Source organism: Pseudomonas sp. MMS21 TM103, assembly GCF_022132145.1.
Lineage (GTDB): Bacteria > Pseudomonadota > Gammaproteobacteria > Pseudomonadales > Pseudomonadaceae > Aquipseudomonas.
Window position 1 is genome coordinate 1,536,222 of sequence record NZ_JAJISP010000001.1, and the last position, 17,843, is coordinate 1,554,064.

The 17,843-nt window shown below is 63.2% G+C and carries 15 protein-coding genes; 5 read left to right on the forward strand and 10 right to left on the reverse strand.

The window, feature by feature from the left end:
* Positions 1-70: 70 nt before the first annotated feature.
* The 9 genes from fdhA to LJY18_RS07075 form a co-directional block, all read right to left on the reverse strand.
* The gene (gene fdhA, locus LJY18_RS07035; RefSeq protein WP_238041062.1) at positions 71-1,270 is read right to left on the reverse strand and encodes a formaldehyde dehydrogenase, glutathione-independent; all 1,200 of its coding nucleotides are present in this window, start codon (positions 1,268-1,270) and stop codon (positions 71-73) included.
* A 120-nt stretch (positions 1,271-1,390) separates the two neighbouring features.
* Complete coding sequence (gene purU, locus LJY18_RS07040) at positions 1,391-2,254, reverse strand: formyltetrahydrofolate deformylase (RefSeq protein ID WP_238041063.1); 864 nt, start codon at positions 2,252-2,254, stop codon at positions 1,391-1,393.
* 36 nt (positions 2,255-2,290) lie between these two features.
* Positions 2,291-2,920, reverse strand: coding sequence for a sarcosine oxidase subunit gamma (locus LJY18_RS07045; RefSeq protein ID WP_238041064.1), 630 nt, complete (start codon positions 2,918-2,920; stop codon positions 2,291-2,293).
* Positions 2,921-3,006: 86 nt separating this feature from the next.
* Positions 3,007-6,024 carry a sarcosine oxidase subunit alpha gene (locus LJY18_RS07050; protein ID WP_238041065.1) on the reverse strand — a complete coding sequence of 1,006 codons (3,018 nt, stop codon included), beginning with the start codon at positions 6,022-6,024 and terminating at the stop codon, positions 3,007-3,009.
* Complete coding sequence (locus LJY18_RS07055; protein ID WP_238041066.1) at positions 6,021-6,350, reverse strand: sarcosine oxidase subunit delta; 330 nt, start codon at positions 6,348-6,350, stop codon at positions 6,021-6,023. The genes LJY18_RS07050 and LJY18_RS07055 overlap by 4 nt, the downstream gene beginning before the upstream one ends.
* 15 nt (positions 6,351-6,365) lie before the next feature.
* Positions 6,366-7,616 carry a sarcosine oxidase subunit beta family protein gene (locus tag LJY18_RS07060; RefSeq protein WP_238041067.1) on the reverse strand — a complete coding sequence of 417 codons (1,251 nt, stop codon included), beginning with the start codon at positions 7,614-7,616 and terminating at the stop codon, positions 6,366-6,368.
* A 95-nt stretch (positions 7,617-7,711) separates the two neighbouring features.
* On the reverse strand, positions 7,712-8,965 hold the full coding sequence (gene glyA, locus LJY18_RS07065) for a serine hydroxymethyltransferase (RefSeq protein ID WP_238041068.1): 1,254 nt from the start codon (positions 8,963-8,965) through the stop codon (positions 7,712-7,714).
* Positions 8,966-9,171: 206 nt separating this feature from the next.
* The gene (locus LJY18_RS07070; RefSeq protein ID WP_238041069.1) at positions 9,172-9,915 is read right to left on the reverse strand and encodes a TraX family protein; all 744 of its coding nucleotides are present in this window, start codon (positions 9,913-9,915) and stop codon (positions 9,172-9,174) included.
* Between the two features lie 114 nt (positions 9,916-10,029).
* Positions 10,030-10,329 (reverse strand): hypothetical protein, encoded by a 300-nt coding sequence (locus tag LJY18_RS07075; protein WP_238041070.1) that lies wholly within the window; start codon positions 10,327-10,329, stop codon positions 10,030-10,032.
* Positions 10,330-10,561: 232 nt separating this feature from the next.
* On the opposite strand from LJY18_RS07075, the gene LJY18_RS07080 reads away from it, so the two are divergent.
* The 4 genes from LJY18_RS07080 to LJY18_RS07095 all read left to right on the forward strand — a co-directional run bounded on the left by LJY18_RS07080 (position 10,562) and on the right by LJY18_RS07095 (position 14,275).
* Positions 10,562-11,605 (forward strand): threonine aldolase family protein, encoded by a 1,044-nt coding sequence (locus LJY18_RS07080; RefSeq protein WP_238041071.1) that lies wholly within the window; start codon positions 10,562-10,564, stop codon positions 11,603-11,605.
* Positions 11,606-12,101: 496 nt separating this feature from the next.
* Positions 12,102-13,289 carry a SorT family sulfite dehydrogenase catalytic subunit gene (sorT, locus tag LJY18_RS07085; protein WP_238041072.1) on the forward strand — a complete coding sequence of 396 codons (1,188 nt, stop codon included), beginning with the start codon at positions 12,102-12,104 and terminating at the stop codon, positions 13,287-13,289.
* On the forward strand, positions 13,289-13,603 hold the full coding sequence (gene sorU / locus LJY18_RS07090) for a SorU family sulfite dehydrogenase c-type cytochrome subunit (RefSeq protein ID WP_238041073.1): 315 nt from the start codon (positions 13,289-13,291) through the stop codon (positions 13,601-13,603). The genes sorT and sorU overlap by 1 nt, the downstream gene beginning before the upstream one ends.
* A 72-nt stretch (positions 13,604-13,675) precedes the next feature.
* Positions 13,676-14,275, forward strand: coding sequence for a pyridoxine/pyridoxamine 5'-phosphate oxidase (locus LJY18_RS07095; RefSeq protein WP_238041074.1), 600 nt, complete (start codon positions 13,676-13,678; stop codon positions 14,273-14,275).
* Between the two features lie 125 nt (positions 14,276-14,400).
* On the opposite strand, the gene gbcB is transcribed toward LJY18_RS07095, so the two are convergent.
* Complete coding sequence (gbcB, locus tag LJY18_RS07100) at positions 14,401-15,501, reverse strand: glycine-betaine demethylase subunit GbcB (RefSeq protein ID WP_238041075.1); 1,101 nt, start codon at positions 15,499-15,501, stop codon at positions 14,401-14,403.
* A gap of 366 nt (positions 15,502-15,867) precedes the next feature.
* Between gbcB and gbcA the strand changes: the two genes are divergently transcribed.
* Positions 15,868-17,157 (forward strand): glycine-betaine demethylase subunit GbcA, encoded by a 1,290-nt coding sequence (gbcA, locus tag LJY18_RS07105; protein WP_238041076.1) that lies wholly within the window; start codon positions 15,868-15,870, stop codon positions 17,155-17,157.
* Positions 17,158-17,843 lie beyond the last annotated feature (686 nt).

Below are 17,843 nucleotides of genomic sequence, written 5' to 3' on the forward strand. Positions count from 1 at the left end.
AGGGAGCCAAAAGGCTCCCGCAAGACTGGCGCCGCCCACACGCGGGAGCGGCCCAGGTTAGGCATTTGACTTAAGCGGCGCTGAACAGCTTGTGCGGGTCGATGACGAATTTCTTCGGCACGCCGGCGTCGAACTCGTGGTAGCCGTTGGGCGCCTGGTCCAGGCTGATGACCTGCACCCCGACCACGTCGGCGATATTGATCCGGTCCCACATGATCGCCTGCATCAGCTGGCGGTTGTACTTCATCACCGGGGTCTGACCGGTGTGGAAGCTGTGCGACTTGGCCCAGCCAAGGCCGAAGCGAATGCTCAGTGCACCCTTCTTCGCCGCGGCATCGACCGCGCCTGGATCTTCGGTGACGTACAGGCCGGGGATACCGATCTTGCCGGCAACGCGAACCACGCCCATCAACGAGTTGAGCACGGTGGCCGGAGCCTCGTGCTGCACCCCTTCGTGGCCATGACCGCGGGCTTCGAAGCCCACCGCATCGATGGCGCAATCGACTTCAGGCTCGCCGAGCAGGGCGGCGATCTGTTCGTGCAGCGGGGTGTCCAGGGTCAGGTCGGCGATCTCGAAGCCCTGGGCCTTGGCATGCACCAGGCGCACCGGGTTGACGTCGCCGACGATGACCACGGCGGCGCCGAGCAGGCGGGCGGAGGCGGCAGCGGCCAGGCCGACCGGACCGGCACCGGCGATATACACCGTGCTACCCGGGCCGACGCCGGCGGTGACCGCGCCGTGGTAGCCGGTCGGCAGGATGTCGGACAGGCAGGTCAGGTCGCGGATCTTCTCCATCGCCTTGTCGCGATCCGGCAGCTTGAGCAGGTTGAAATCGGCGTAAGGCACCATGGCGTATTCGGCCTGGCCACCAGTCCAGTCGCCCATGTCGACGTAACCGTAGGCGCCGCCGGGACGTGCCGGGTTGACCGACAGGCAGACGCCGGTGTGTTGTTCCTTGCAGCTACGGCAGCGGCCGCAAGCCACGTTGAACGGCACCGAGACCAGATCGCCGATCTGCAGGTTCTCGACGTCACGACCTTTCTCGATTACTTCGCCGGTGATCTCGTGGCCCAATACCAGGCCGGTTTGTGCGGTGGTACGGCCGCGCACCATGTGCTGGTCGGAACCGCAGATGTTGGTGGAGACAACTTTCAGGATGACCGCGTGCTCGATCTTCTTGCCGCGCGGATCCTGCATTTTTGGATAGTCGATCTTTTGTACTTCGACCTTGCCTGCGCCGAGGTAGACGACGCCACGATTACCGGACATTGGATGTTCTCCTTTGTTGTTGTGGATACAAAGGCGCGGCCAACGGCCACGCGGCCTTGCACTGGAGCTTTTCGAGGTGTTGCTGGCGCGATAGGGCAGTGCGGGACTGCCCTCAGCGGGTTAAGCGTGCAGCACCACGGTGCGGTTGGCGTTGAGGAACACCCGCCGCTCGAGGTGGTAACCGATGGCCTTGGCCAGGGTCTGGCATTCGATGTCGCGGCCCTTGGCAACCAGGTCTTCGGGGTAGTGGGCGTGGTCCACCGACTCCACGCCCTGGGCGACGATCGGCCCCTCGTCGAGGTCGTTGTTGATGTAGTGGGCGGTGGCGCCGACCAGCTTGACGCCCTTCTGGTACGCCTGGTGGTAGGGCTTGGCGCCCTTGAAACCGGGTAGCAGCGAGTGGTGGATGTTGATCGCCCAGCCATCCAGCTTGCGGCACAGTTCCGGCGAGAGCACCTGCATGTAGCGGGCGAGTACCACCAGCTCGGCGCCGGTGTCCTCGATCACCTGCATCACCTTGCGCTCCTGCGCCGGCTTGTCGTTCGGGTCGAGGGGAAAGTGGTGATAGGGAATCCCGTGCCAGCGTGCCAGCGGCTCCAGATCGGGATGGTTGGACACCACCGCCACCACGTCCATGGCCAGGTGGCCGATGCGCTGGCGATAGAGCAGGTCGTTCAGGCAGTGATCGGCCTTGCTCACCATCAGCACCACCTTGGCTCGATAGCCCGGCGGGGTCAGCTCGGTGTGCATGCCAAAGGGGGCGAGACGCTCGACCAGGCCAGCGCGGAAGGCCTGCTCGTCGAAGCCCTCCGGCTGGCGAAATTCGACGCGAATGAAGAAGCGCGAAGACAGGCGGTCATCGAACGAATGGTGCTCGGTGACGTAACAGCTCTGCTCGAACAGAAAGCGCGTCACCGCATCCACGGTACCGAGCACGCTCGGGCAGTGGGCGGTGAGGATCCAGGTATCGGGGGTGCGGCTCATTTCGATCTCCTGTGCAGCGCTAGGGCCGGGGTAATGTCAGGCCTTGATTGCCAGGCCGAATTCGGCGCTGGCGTCTTGCAGCCACAGCCAGATGTAGTCGGAGAAACTACGGCGCACCAATAGCTCCCAGGTCTCTTCGCCGGTGCGGCGAATCACCAGCTGGGTCTTGGCGAAGGTAGTGCCGACCGCCTTGCCGACCGGGAAGTTGCGCGGATGCACGTCATAGCTCGACGACTTCATCAGCAGCTCGCGGACTTTCGGCCCGGTCAGCTCGAGAATCGTCTGCCCACCGCTGACGTTGACCACCTGGATGTGCTGGCCGGCCAGCGCTTCGCGCAAGCTCTGTTCGGCGGCGAACTCTTCGCCGCTCGGCACGATCAGCAGCCACTCGTCCGGGCCCAGCCATTGCAGTGAGGTTTCGCCCTTGACCACCAGGCCCAGTGCGCCGGGCAGTTCCAGGCCGGTGGCCTTGTGTACGGCGCCGGCAAAGGCCGCGTCATGGCCATCGCCGCGCAGGGTCAGGTGACCCAGCAGCTTTCTCTCGCGCAGGACGACGCCCGCGGTGCTCTTGCCCTTGCCCACCAGCTCATGCAAACCGGCGTGAAACAGCGGGGACTCGGCGCGCGCCGCATCGGGGCGCTGTTTGTAAACGTTTACTGTGCTCATGTTGTTCCGCCTGTCGTAGGTACGTCAGCGCTAATTCGTTGCTCGCCAGGCTCCAGCCTGCTGGGGCCTGGCGAGCGGTCGTGGTCTCAGACGTTCTGCTGCTCGCCTTTCGGGTCGAAGAACACCGAACTGACGATCTCGGCCTCGATCACCGTGCCATCTGCCAGCGGCGCGAAAACCTTCTCGCCCATGCGCTTCAAGCCGCCTTTGACCAGGGCCAGGGCAAAGCTGTAACCCATGCTGGTACTGAAGTAGCTGGAGGTCACGTGGCCGACCATGCTCATCGGAATCGCCTGTTTGGCGTCGAACACCAGCTGCGCGCCTTCCGGCAGCACCGCGCGGCTGTTGACCGGCTTGAGGCCGACCAGTTGCTTGCGGTTCTCCTTGAGGCAGTCTTCACGGTTCATCCCGCGCCAGCCGATCCAGGAGAACGGCTTGGTGCGACCCACACACCAGCCCATGTTGAGGTCGTCCGGGGTCACCGAACCATCGGTCTCCTGACCGACGATGATGAAGCCCTTCTCGGCCCGCAGCACGTGCATGGTTTCGGTGCCATACGGGGTCAGGTTGTACTTCTTGCCTGCCTCGACGATCTTTTCCAGCACGCCCATGGCGTAGTCGGCCTGCACGTTGACTTCGTACGACAGCTCACCGGTAAAGGAGATGCGGAATACCCGCGCCGGCACGCCGCCGACCTCGCCTTCCTTCCAGGTCATGAACGGGAAGGCGTCCTTGTCCAGGTCGATGTCGGTGACCTCGGCCAGCAGCTTGCGGCTGTTGGGTCCGGACAGGGTCATGGTCGCCCAGTGGTCGGTGACCGAGGTGAAGTACACCTTGAGATCCGGCCACTCGGTCTGGTGGTAGATTTCCAGCCACTGCATGACACGCGCGGCGCCGCCGGTGGTGGTGGTCATGATGAAGTGGTTATCGGCCATACAGGCCGTCACGCCGTCGTCGAAGACCATGCCGTCTTCCTTGCACATCAGGCCGTAACGGGCCTTGCCCACGTCCAGCTTGGTCCAGGCGTTGGTGTACACGCGATTGAGGAACTCGCGGGCATCCGGACCCTGGATGTCGATCTTGCCCAGGGTCGAGGCATCGAGCAGGCCGACGCTGTCGCGTACCGCCTTGCACTCGCGGCCGACGGCGGCGTGCATGTCCTCACCGGCCTTGGGGAAGTACCAGGGGCGCTTCCACTGACCGACGTCCTCGAATTCGGCGCCATTTTTCAGGTGCCAGCTGTGCAGGGCGGTGTAGCGCACCGGGTCGAACAACGCACCGCAGTTGCGGCCGGCCACGGCGCCGAAGGTCACCGGGGTGTAGTTCGGACGGAACATGGTGGTGCCCATCTGCGGGATGCTGATGCCCAGCGAACGCGCGGCGATGGCCAGACCGTTGATGTTGCCCAGCTTGCCCTGATCGGTACCGAAGCCCAGCGCGGTGTAGCGCTTGACGTGCTCGACCGACTCGAAGCCCTCGCGGGTGGCCAGTTCGATACCGGCCGCGGTGACGTCGTTCTGCTGGTCGACGAATTGCTTCGGCGCCCGGGCGGTCGGCTTTTCGTGCGGCACCTGGAACAGTGCAATGCCCGGCTCTTCGTGATGGCCGAAGACTTTCGGCAGTTCGCCCGCGACCGGCTTGAAGCCCGCCTCGGTGGCGGCCTTGACGCCGGCTTCGAAGCCGTCGGCCAGCACATCGCCGAGGGCGAACACGCCGTTCATGGCACCGGCGCAGACGCGTGCCTGGAAACCCTCACCCGGCACGAAACCGAGGATGTCTTCGCGCCAGGTCGGCTTGCCGCCCAGGTGCGAGGCCAGGTGCACCACCGGGCTGTAACCGCCGGAGCTGGCGACCAGGTCGCAGTCCAGCCATTCGCCGGGACTGGTGACTTTATGTGCCTGCGTGTCGATGGCCGCGACGCGCGCCGCGCTGACGCGCTTGCTGCCACGCACTTCGATGACCGCACTGCCGGTCAGGACGCGCAGGCCCTTGGCCCGTGCCTCCTCGACCCAGGCACCCCTGGGGTTGGCGCGCGCATCGGCGATGGCGACCACCTTGATCCCGGCTTCCAGACAGTCCAGCGCTACGCGGTAGGCGTAATCGTTGGTGGTCGACAGCACCAGCTGCTTGCCGGGGGCCACGCCGTAACGGCGCACGTAGGTGGACACCGCGCCGGCCAGCATGTTGCCGGGCACGTCGTTGTTGCCATAGACCAGCGGACGTTCGTGGGCGCCGGCGGCCAGGACCACGCGCTTGGCGCGCACGCGGTGCAGGCGCTGACGCACCTCGCCCATCGGCGCGGCATCACCGAGGTGGTCGGTGCGACGCTCGTGGATGGTGAGGAAGTTGTGGTCGTGATACCCGTGCACGGTCGAGCGCGGCAGCAGGGTCACTTCCGGCATCTTCTGCAGTTCGGCGATGGCCTTGGCCACCCAGTCGGCGGCCGGCTTGCCGTCGAGAGTTTCGCGGCTGTCGAGCAGATGACCACCGAATTCTTCCTGCTCGTCGGCCAGGATCACCCGTGCACCGCTACGGCCGGCGGCCAATGCGGCGGCCAGACCGGCGGCACCGCCACCGACGACCAGCACGTCGCAGTGCTGGTTCAGGTAGTCGTAGCTGTCCGGGTCGTTTTCCTTCGGCGAGCGGCCGAGGCCGGCGGCCTTACGGATGTACTTCTCGTAGGTCAGCCAGAGGTTCTGCGGGTACATGAAGGTCTTGTAATAGAAGCCCGGCGGCATCATGCCGCCGCCGACCTTGCCGAGAATGCCCATCAGGTCAGTGTTGACGCTCGGCCAGCCATTCACGCTGTTGGCCACCAGGCCGCTGTACAGGGCCTGCTGGGTGGCGCGCACGTTGGGGATCTGAGTGGCTTCGCTGGCGCCTATCTGCAGCACCGCGTTCGGCTCTTCGGCGCCGGCGGCGACGATGCCGCGCGGACGCGAGTACTTGAAGCTGCGGCCGACGATATCGACGCCGTTGGCCAGCAACGCGGCGGCCAGGGTGTCGCCATGGAAGCCCTGATAGCTCTCACCGTTGAAGGTGAAGGTCAAGGGTTGGTTGCGGTTGATCCGGCCACCCTTGCTCAGGCGATTGATCTGACTCATGCCTTTTCTCCTGCCGCGCGGCTGGGCTGCTTCGCACTGGTCGGCTTAGCCGTCACGCTCGGCTTTTCGCCAATCTTGTAGGTTTCGAAAATTTCGTAGCTGATGGTGTCGCGCGTGGCGTTGAAGTACTGCCGGCAACCGGCCGCGTGAATCCACAGCTCGTGGTGAATGCCGCGCGGGTTGTCGCGGAAGAACAGGTAGTCGCCCCACTCCGCATCGGTGCAGGCATTCGGATCCAGCGGGCGCGGGATATGCGCCTGGCCAGCCGAGTGGAATTCCTCTTCGGAGCGCAGCTCGCCACAATGGGGACAGAAGATGTTCAGCATGTCGGATTTCTCCTGTTAGTGGGCGACGCCGGCAGCGCCGTGCTCGTCGATCAATGCACCGTTGTAGAAACGGTCCATGGCGAAGGGTTTGGCCAGTTCGTGCATTTCGCCTTTGGCCAGGCTGGCGGCGAATACGTGACCGGAACCCGGGGTGGCCTTGAAGCCGCCGGTACCCCAACCGCAGTTGAAGAACAGGTTCTGCACCGGGGTCTTGCTGATGATCGGGCAGGCGTCCGGCGTGGTGTCGACGATGCCGCCCCACTGCCGGTTCATGCGTACGCGCGACAGCACCGGGAACAGCTCGACGATGGCCTGCAGGGTGTGCTCGATGGTCGGGTAGGAACCGCGCTGGCCGTAACCGACGTAACCGTCGATACCGGCCCCGATGACCAGGTCACCCTTGTCCGACTGGCTGATATAGCCGTGTACCGCGTTGGACATGATCACGCTGTCGATGATCGGCTTAATCGGCTCGGACACCAGTGCCTGCAGCGGGTGCGACTCGATCGGCAGGCGGAAGCCGGCGAGCTTGGCCATGTGCCCGGAGTTACCGGCGGTGACCACACCGACGCGCTTGCCGCCGATGAAGCCCTTGTTGGTTTCCACGCCGATGACCACGCCGTTTTCCTTGCGGAAGCCGGTCACTTCGGTCTGCTGAATCAGGTCGACGCCTAGGGCGTCGGCGGCACGGGCATAGCCCCAGGCCACGGCATCGTGACGGGCCACGCCGCCGCGACGCTGCAGGGAGGCGCCCATCACCGGGTAACGGGTGTTCTTGCTGCAATCCATGAAGGGGATCAGTTCCTCGACCTGCTTGGCATTGAGCACCTCGCCATCGATACCATTGAGGCGGTTGGCACCGACCCGGCGCTCGATGTCGCGCATGTCTTGCAGGCTGTGACCGAGGTTGAACACGCCGCGCTGGGAGAACATCACGTTGTAGTTGATGTCCTGGGACAGGCCTTCCCACAGCTTCATGGCGTGCTCGTAGAGGTGCGCCGACTCGTCCCACAGGTAGTTGGAACGGACGATGGTGGTGTTGCGCGCGGTGTTGCCACCGCCCAACCAGCCCTTCTCGACCACCGCGACGTTCTTCACGCCGAATACTTTGGCCAGGTAGTAGGCCGTGGCCAGGCCGTGGCCGCCACCGCCGACGATGACCACGTCGTAAACCGGCTTGGGCGTCGGGTTGCGCCACATGCGCTGCCAGTTTTCGTTGTGGCTGAAGGAGTGCTTGAGCAGGCCGAAGCCGGAATAACGTTGCATCAGTGGGTACTCCTGATACGTAAAAACTTAACCATGGATGGCCTGTTCAGTCGGCGTAGGGGGGCAGGCGCCGCCCTACGATCCCGCTGACACGATCAACGATAGACTGGATAGTCGGCGCACAGCCCTGCCGCCAGAGTAGCCACCTGCGCCTCGACGTCGGCATCACCGAGGTGATCGAGGATGTCGCAGATCCAGCCGGCCAACTCGATGCTCTGCTGCTCCTTGAAGCCGCGGGTGGTGATCGCCGGGGTGCCGATGCGCAGGCCCGAGGTGACGAACGGCGACTGCGGGTCATTCGGTACGGAGTTCTTGTTCACGGTGATGCCGGCACGCCCGAGGGCGGCGTCGGCGTCTTTGCCGGTCAGGCCCTGACGGATCAGGCTGACCAGGAACAGGTGGTTGTCGGTGCCACCGGAGACCACGTCGAAACCGCGATCGATGAACACCTTGGCCATGGCCTGTGCGTTCTTGATCACCTGCGCTTGATACTCCTTGAAGCCAGGCTCCATGGCTTCCTTGAAGCACACCGCCTTACCAGCGATCACATGCATCAGCGGGCCGCCCTGGGCGCCGGGGAACACCGCGGCGTTGAGCTTCTTCTCGATTTCCGGGTTGGCCTTGGCCAGGATCAGGCCGCCACGCGGACCGCGCAGGGTCTTGTGGGTGGTGGTGGTGACCACGTCGGCGAACGGAATCGGGTTGGGGTACAGACCGGCGGCGACCAGGCCGGCGACGTGGGCCATGTCGACGAACAGCAGGGCACCGACCTTGTCGGCGATGGCGCGAAAGCGCGGGAAATCCAGGGTCTTGGAGTAGGCGGAGAAGCCGGCCACGATCATCTTCGGCTGGCACTCGACGGCCAGGCGCTCGACTTCGTCGTAATCGATCAGGCCGGTGGTGGTGTCGATGCCGTACTGCACCGCATTGTACAGCTTGCCGGAAGAGCTGACCTTGGAGCCGTGGGTCAGGTGGCCGCCGTGGGCCAGGCTCATGCCGAGGATGGTGTCGCCGGCATTGATCAGCGCCAGGTAGACGGCGCTGTTGGCGGAAGAGCCGGAGTGCGGCTGGACGTTGGCGAAGTCGGCGCCGAACAGTTGCTTGGCGCGATCGATGGCCAGTTGCTCGACCACATCCACGTGCTCGCAGCCGCCGTAGTAGCGCTTGCCCGGATAGCCTTCGGCGTACTTGTTGGTCAGGCCGCTGCCCTGCGCTTGCATGACCCGCTTGCTGGTGTAGTTTTCCGAGGCGATCAGCTCGATGTGATGCTCCTGACGGGCTTCTTCGGCGTCCATCGCCGCCAGCAGTTCGTCGTCGTAGCCCTGGATTTGGTCTTGTTTGCTGAACATCGCTGATCTCCTGCGGCACCAGGTTGTGGTGCATCTGTGTCGGAATCGGGGCTGAGCCCTTGTGCAGCCGATGGTATGACTCGCCCTGAAGCGCCAGATGCCTATGCACGCCACGGGAGGTTGCGTTTGCGACATGCACGTTTGCGACAGGTCGCTGTCGCTAATGCCAATACCTGGCGACGGCCAGGCCAGAGCGGCTGCGGCCGTCAGCGCAGCCAGTATTCGCGCAGGGCCGCGAGCACGAGAAAGTGCCCGGGATAGAACAGATAGGCCCAGCGCCGGACCGGCGGTACGCGGATCTGCAGCGGTTGGCGCAGCAGCCAGAGCCCAAACAAGGGCGCCAAAGCGCAGCTGAGGATCACCGCCCAGGCGAAGGGCTCGCCGCGCGCCGCATCGACATAGAAGGGCGGCCAGTAATTGGCGATCAGGCTCAGCAGCAGCGGCCAGATCCAGGCCGGATGGGGTCGATTCAAGGCGTGGACGAAGGCTGCCGGCAGCAAGGCCCCGGCGAGGCCGAACATCAGCCAGGAATGGGCGGCCACGGCCAGCAGCAGGGCGCCCAGAGCCAGCCAGCGTGCCTGGCCATGGGGCTGCTGCACGCCGCTGGCAATCAGCAAACCGAGAACCAGGGTTGGCAGCACATTGAGTGATTGCGGCGCCTGTACCAGCAACCGGTACGGCCACTCGGAAATCAGCGCAAACGCCAACAGCAGGCCAAGGTAGCGCAGCGGTACCGGTGTGCGCGGGCGCGCTGACGGGCGCACCAGGTTGGCAGCGATGGCCAGGCAGAACAGCGGGAAGGCCAGGCGGCCGGGAATATAGAGGGCGTACAGCGGTGACCAGACATACCGTAGGTGGTCGATCAACATGCTCAGCAGCGCCAGCCACTTGAGCAGATCCAGCGCCACATCACGCGGGCGGCTAGCCAGAATAGGGGAAGAGGTCGGCATGGCGGCGCTCAGAGGTCATGGGTCATGGGTCATGCTAGACGTTAACCCAGGATCGCGGTCGCGGCCCCTGCCTTTATCACGCCAGCGCAACACCCGGTAGCGCTGGCGCTGTGATCAGCCCTGCAGCTTGGCGTTGCAGCTGCTGGAGGCGGTCACCAGGCGCTGCTGCAGCGCCGGGTTGGGTTGTGACTGGCTACGCATCGCCTCCAGCTCTGCTGCACTGACCTCGCGGCTGACCTGCTCGGCCGCGCATTCGCAGAAGGCCTGCAGCAGTTCCTTGCTGTGGCTGGCTTGGGCGCCAGCGATGCACTCGTTAGCGAACTCGGTTTTGGCACCCTCGGGCCAGCCGGCGGCAGTCGCAGGCAGGGCAAAGGCCAGGGGAATGAAAAACGCAATCAGGTGACGGTAGTTCATGGTGGATTCCTGTTCGGGGTCAATCACTGCGGCAAGTGCTGCCGGGGCCCTGGTTGTGAGGCTGTTTGCTTCCGTGAGTTCCTTATTGATTTGCCTGCCGTTGCCTGCCAACCATTCGCCGGTGCGGACAGCGCCTGGAGTAAACAAGATGTCGCCACAGCGTGCCCCCCGCGACAGGCTGTGAGGGTAAAGTAGCGCCATGCGCCGATGACCTAACAAGAAGGAACGAACAATGTCCGACTCATCGCAACAGTTCGCCAGCGACAATTATGCCGGCATCTGTCCAGAAGCCTGGTCCGCCATGGCCGAGGCCAATCACGGCCATGACCGCGCGTATGGCGACGATCAATGGACGGCGCGCGCGGCCGATCATTTCCGCGAGTTGTTCGAAACCGACTGCGAAGTGTTCTTCGCCTTCAACGGCACCGCGGCCAACTCCCTGGCCCTGGCGGCAATGTGCCAGAGCTACCACAGTGTGATCTGCTCGGAGACCGCCCACGTCGAGACCGACGAATGTGGCGCCCCGGAGTTTTTCTCCAACGGTTCCAAGCTGCTGCTGGCGCAGACCGAGAACGGCAAGCTGACTCCGTCAGCAATCCGTGAGATCGCCCTCAAACGCCAGGACATCCACTATCCGAAGCCGCGGGTGGTGACCCTGACCCAGGCCACCGAGGTCGGAACGGCCTATCGTCCCGCAGAGGTTCGCGCGATCAGCGCCACCTGCCGCGAGTTGGGCCTCAATCTGCACATGGACGGCGCGCGCTTCTCCAATGCCTGCGCCTTTCTCGACTGCGCGCCGGCCGAGCTGACCTGGAAGGCCGGCGTCGATGTGCTCTGCTTCGGTGGCACCAAGAACGGCATGGCGGTGGGCGAGGCGATCCTGTTCTTCAACAAGGCCCTGGCCGAGGACTTCGACTACCGCTGCAAGCAGGCCGGCCAGCTCGCTTCGAAGATGCGCTACCTGTCCGCGCCCTGGGTCGGCCTGCTGCAGGGCGACGCCTGGCTGAAGTACGCGCGGCATGCCAACCAGTGCGCGCGCCTGCTCGTCGAGCTGGTCCGCGATGTACCGGGGGTCAGTCTGATGTTCCCGGTGGAGGCCAACGGCGTGTTTCTGCAACTGTCAGAGCCGGCCATCGTCGCTCTGCGCGCCAAGGGCTGGCGTTTCTACACTTTCATCGGCGCCGGCGGCGCGCGTTTCATGTGCTCCTGGGATACCGCAGAAGAGCGGGTGCGCGAGCTGGCGGCCGATATCCGCATGGCCATGGCGGCGGGCTAGGCTTCGCCCGATCCGCCAGCCTGCCCAGGATGGCGGATCAGCCCGCCGCCAGATCACCCGGCGTGCTTCAAATGAATATCAGCAGGTTAACCTCGTCTTGTCCGCACAACTGTGCAGCGATGTTCGCTCCAGTCTCTAGCCCTACCCGCACTGATCAAACAGCAGTCGATGGTGCTCTGCTCCCTATAGTCATAGCGGGGGCGAGCCGGTGACGTGCTTGGCCTTTCCTGCCAGGACGTGCGCGGTACCCAGAGCGGCGCAACCGACCACTTACCTTGACAGGGGGGCACTGGGAACCTAGACCAAAACCAGTCATGGCAAATAACCCTGCCTGACACCGAGAGGAAAGTATTCATGCTCCGGTTTGTGGGGGATCGTCCGTCACTCGGCCACGGTTCCCTCCTGTCCAGCATCCGCGCGCGACTCGCCCCCTTTCCCAGATCTTACGGTTCTCCTTTCTGCGTGTTGCGCGTGTTGCATCTCCAGGGAGTACTCCATGAACGACACCTTTAACCTGCAACGCCGACAAGTGCTGCTGGGCAGCGCCGGGGCGGTCGCTTCGGCCGGTCTGTTCGGTTTCAGTCCGCTCAGCCTGGCGGCAGAGATGCCGCTTCCAGACTACGTCAACTGGAAGCATCCCGAGGCGCTGATCGTGCACAGCGCCAACACCCTGGAAACCCGGCGCGAGGCGGTCGGCACCAGTATCGTCACCTCCAACGAGCAACTGTTTGTCCGCAACAACCTGCCGGCGCCGGATGCCTCCATCGTTGCCGACCGTGACGCCTGGACGGTTAGTTTCCAGGGCGTGAAGAACCCGCGCAGCATGACGTTGGCCGAGCTCAAGCGCCTCGACGTCGCGACCGTAGCCAGTGTGCTGCAGTGTTCGGGCAACGGCCGAGCGTTTTTTCCGCATAGCGCCAGCGGCACCCAGTGGTCGGTCGGCGCAGCCGGCTGCGTGATCTGGAGCGGGGTGCCGGTCGGCGCCGTGGTCAATGCGCTAGGCGGCATCGATGACGACGCGCAGTACATGACCAGCACCGGCGGCGAGGTGCTGCCCGCGGGACTTGAGCCTAAGAGTGTGGTGGTCGAACGCTCGGTGCCGCTCCGTGCGCTGGATCAGGCGATTCTCGCCTGGGAGCTGAACGGCGAGCCGCTGCCGCTGGCCCACGGCGGCCCATTGCGTCTGGTGGTGCCCGGCTACTACGGGGTGAACAACATCAAGTACGTCAAGCAGGTGGCCTTCACCGCAAAGCAAACCGATGCCAAGATCCAGGCCTCCGGCTATCGCATCCGCCCCGTTGGCCAGGGAGGCGCGCCCGATCAGCCGTCAATGTGGGAGATGAGTGTCAAATCCTGGATCACCCAGCCGCTGCATCAGGCCAAGGCCGGGCGGGTCCAGATCCAGGGCGTGGCGTTCGGTGGCGCCAGGTCGGTGAAAGGTGTCGAGGTGTCCCTGGACGGTGGCAGGGACTGGCAGATGGCGCGCTTCGTTGGCCCGGAGCTGGGGCCATACGCCTGGCGGCCATTTGTGTTGTTCGTCGAACTCAAGCCGGGCAGCTACAGCATCGCCAGCCGAGCTATCGATGCCCTGGGAGCCATGCAGCCCGAGGAACGCCTGGATAATGAACGCGGCTACGGCCACAACGGTTGGCGCGATCATGCCGTCAGCCTTGTGGTGGTCTGATGGTGAGGTGGCTGTTGGTCGTGGCTGGCCTGATGGCGGCTGTTTCGGTAGCAGCGGATGATGCCCGTCTGGAGCTCGGCCGGCAGGTGTTCACCGAGCAGGCGCAGCCATCCTGTAGCCTCTGCCATAGCCTGCGCGAGGCCGCTGCCAGCGGCGTCATCGGCCCCGACCTGGATCAGCTCAAACCGAGCGTCGAGCAGGTCGCGGCTGCAGTCCAGGGTGGTGTTGGGGTGATGCCGAGTTTTGCCGCAACCCTCAGCGCTGAGCAGATCGAGGCAGTGGCTTGCTATGTGGCGCAGGTGGCCGGACAGTGAGTCCTATACTGGGTTTTTTGATCCCCGCAAGAATTGCCAAGGAACGGCGCCGGCAAAGGATGATGACTGAGCATGAAGAGCAGTGAAGCGATTTATCGAGAAGCCTTGGGTCAGCTCCAGCGGCTGATCGAGCAGGCCACCGCGCAGGGGGTGGAGGAGGCCCATGCCGCAGCACTGGCTACGGCGGATCGCTATGCCCACCCATCCGTGCGCATGGTCTACATCGTCGCAGTCGAGGAGGCTGGATTGCTGTTCTTCGCCAATACCGAGAGTGGCAAGGGTCAGCAACTGATCGACAATCCGCGCGCATCGCTGTGTTTCTTCTGGCGCGAGCTGCAGGAGCAGGTGACGCTCGAGGGCGACGTCATCCGGCAGTCCGTTGAAACCTCGGACAACTATTGGCGCAAGCGGCCCCGCGAGACCCAATTGGCTGCCTGGGTGCTTCCTCAGGGCACGCCTGCGCCAGGAAAAGGCGAATCGCGTCGACAGGTGCGCCAGCTTGAACAGACCCTGGGCTTTGAGCCCGTGCCGCGCAGCCCAAACTGGTGCGCCTTTCGCCTTCAGCCTGAGCGGATCGAGTTCTGGCCGTCCGGTTGGCCGCGCATGCGTGAGCGCGTCAGGTATCTGAAAGGTGCGGATGGGTTGTGGTCTGAAGGGCTGCTTAGCCCTTGAGCCGCTGTCGGTATGCGATGCAGGACGGCTTGAGCAACCATGACGGTTGCGCTTGATGTGCAGCGGACGGATAAAGCTTTTCTCCACCGCGCCGGTCTGGCGGCGGGGGAGAAAAGCCCGGTCGATCAATAATCGATAGCCACATCGCCCTGGGGCACGCTGCAACAGGACAGGATATAGCCTTCGGCAACGTCCTCGTCGGTGATCCCGCCGTTATGCTCCATGCTCACCTCGCCGGCGGTCTTCATCACCTTGCAGGTGCCGCAGATGCCCATGCCGCAGGCCTTGGGAATGTGCAGGCCAAGTTTGGCTGCTGCGGCATGCACGGTCTCGCCCGGATCGATGCGAATGCTCTTGCCGGTGGCGACGAATGCCACCTGATGCTGCTCGGCCAGCGGCACCGGATCGGCGTCGGCCGCTTCGGCGGCCCACTCCTTGGCTTCTTCGCGTACATCCGCCGGCGTCGCGCCGAAGGATTCCTCGTGATAATGCGACATGTCGAAGCCATTGGCTTCGAGCAGGCGCTTGACTGCATTCATATAGGGCGTTGGCCCGCAGCAGAAGATCTCCCGCTCCATGAAGTCCGGCGCCATCATGTGCATCATGGCCTGGTTGAGGTAACCGCGGTAGCCGGCCCAGGCCTCGCCCAAGCCGTGCTTCTCGCAGATGATGTGCAGGCTGAAATTGTTGATCCGCGCCGCTATGTTTTCCAGCTCGCGGTGGTAGATCACGTCCTTCGGCGAACGTGCGCTGTGCACGAAGACCATGTCGACGTTGGCGTTGGTGTCATAGAACCAGCGGGCCATGGACATCACCGGGGTGATACCAACGCCACCACTGAGGTAGAGCACCTTGTCTGCGGGAAAGTCGATGGCGTTGAACAGGCCCGCCGGGCCGTGCACCGGCAGTTCGTCGCCCTCCTTGAGATTGTCGTGCAACCAGTTGGACACCTTGCCGCCCGGCACCCGCTTGACCGTCACGGAGAAGCTGTAGGGCACCGCCGGCGAGCTGGAGATGGTGTATGAGCGCATGACCGGCTGGCCGTCGATCTCCAGCTCTAGGGTGACGAACTGCCCCGGTTTGAAGAAGTACAGTACCGGCTGCTCGGCCATGAAGCAGAAGGTGCGAACGTCCCAGGTTTCCTGGATCACCTTGACGCAACGCACTACATGGCGGCCGTTGCTCCAGGTCTGGGTGGTGACGGTGTTGAGGAAATCGTTCGACATGGTCGGTATCTCGCGCGCAGCGGCCTGATGTTGGCCTATTCCGGTGAATTGTGCGCAACGACCCGCGCCCTCATTTACCCATGAGCGACATATACATGCTTATCGCGACCTGCCACGAGGGCCGTGGCTTGCCGCGTCGGAAACGGATGTGGCTATGTCGCCTATGGATAAGGTTTGCCCTGCGAGCATAGCCACACTCCGCCCCAGCCGAAGCAAACGGAAAAAGAGCGCACGACCAGTGTTCCGCGTATTTAGTCGCCACTCGGCAGGCGACTTACGAAGGGTCAGTCACGCCGCCTTGCGTAGCAACCGAAACAGCCACTTTTTGCGGCGCTCGCATGGCGAGTCGCCATTGAGGAGTTACCGATGGACGTCACTTCCACCCTGAGCCTGGGCGACCCGCTGGAGCCCGCACGCAAGGCCACCGCCGAGATGCTGCAGAGCCGCGAGCGCACCTTTTCGTTGCCGCAACCGTTCTATAACGATGAGCGCCTGTTCCAGATCGACATGCAGGAGATCTTCCACAAGGAATGGTTGATCGCCGGCATGACCTGCGAGATCCCGGCCAAGGGTAACTACCTGACCCTGCAGATCGGCGACAACCCGATCATCGTCATCCGCGGCGCCGAAGGCGTGGTACATGCCTTCCACAACGTCTGCCGCCATCGCGGTTCACGCCTGTGCACCAGCGACAAGGGCAAGGTGGCCAAGTTGGTCTGCCCTTACCACCAGTGGACCTATGAGATCGACGGGCGTCTGCTGTTCGCTGGCACCGAGATGGGCGCCGACTTCAATATGAAGGACTACGGCCTCAAGCCGGTGCAGTGCAAGACGGCGGGCGGCTATATATTTATCTCCCTGGCCGAGAATCCGCCAGCGATCGACGACTTCCTCACCACCCTGGCTCATTACATGGAGCCTTACGACATGGAAAACACCAAGGTGGCCGTGCAGTCCACCTTGCTGGAAAAGGCCAACTGGAAGCTGGTGCTGGAAAACAACCGCGAGTGCTACCACTGCAATGGTGCGCACCCGGAGTTGCTCAATACCCTGCTGGAATGGGACGACGTCACCGACCCGCGCGCCACTCAGGCTTTCAAGGACCAGGTGGCCGAATGCACCAGTCGCTGGGACAAAGACAACATCCCCTACGCCCATGCCAGCTTCGGCCTGCGTAACCGCATCGTGCGCATGCCGCTGCTCAAGGGCACCGTGTCGATGACCATGGATGGCAAGCCGGGCAGCAAGAAACTTATGGGTCGCATCACCGACCCGGACCTGGGTTCGATGCGCATCCTGCACCTGCCGCACGCCTGGAATCACTGCATGGGCGATCACATCATCGTCTTTACCGTATGGCCGATTAGTGCCCAAGAAACAATGGTCACCACCAAGTGGTTGGTGCACAAGGATGCAGTGGAAGGCGTCGACTATGACGTGGCGCGCCTGCGCCAGGTGTGGGACGCAACCAACGATCAGGATCGTCGCCTGGCCGAAGAGAATCAGCGCGGCATCAACTCCACGGCGTATCAGCCCGGACCGTATTCAAAAACCTACGAGTTCGGTGTGGTCAATTTTATTGACTGGTACAGCGAGCGCCTGCTGAACAACCTCGGAGCTGAGCCGGCAGCCCATCTGCGTCAGGTCAACGACTGAGTGTCACTGTCGGCCCGCCTTGTGCGGGCCGACGCGTTTCTGGAGACCGTCTGATGTCGATTAGCCTGGGGTTGGTTATTCTGTTGACCTTATATAGTGGCTACGCCAGTTGGCGCATCCAGAGGTCGAAGGCATCAGGCGCTAGCAACCACCTGAACAGGAGTGGCGGCGTTGGTAAATAACTTTGAATAATAAAGGCTTGACGTAGTTTCTGTCGGGCCTATAATCCGCACCTCTTCTGGCGCAGGCTTCTCGGTAAACGTCTTGTAAAACAAGAAGTTAGCTTAAAAAGAGAAGTTGCAACGCAGTGAAAGCTGCGTAGAGTGCGCCGCTTCTGCAGGGTTTAGGTTTGGTTCTGCAGGTGAGTCGGTCGAGGTGGTCGAAAGCGGTAAAAGAGGTGGTTGACAGCGGTTTGAAACGCTGTAGAATTCGCCTCCCGCTAACGAGAAGCCTAGAGTTGATCGGAAGCGCAAGTGGTTGAAGTTGAAAAGAAATTTTCGTGATCGCTTGACAGTAAATGAGGCTGCTGTAGAATGCGCGCCTCGGTTGAGACGAAAGACTCAGCCACCGCTCTTTAACAACTGAATCAAGCAATTCGTGTGGGTGCTTGTGAGGTAAGACTGTTAGTCGCAAGATTATCAGCATCACAAGTAGGCACTCGAAGTTCGAGAGTTTATTTGGAAATG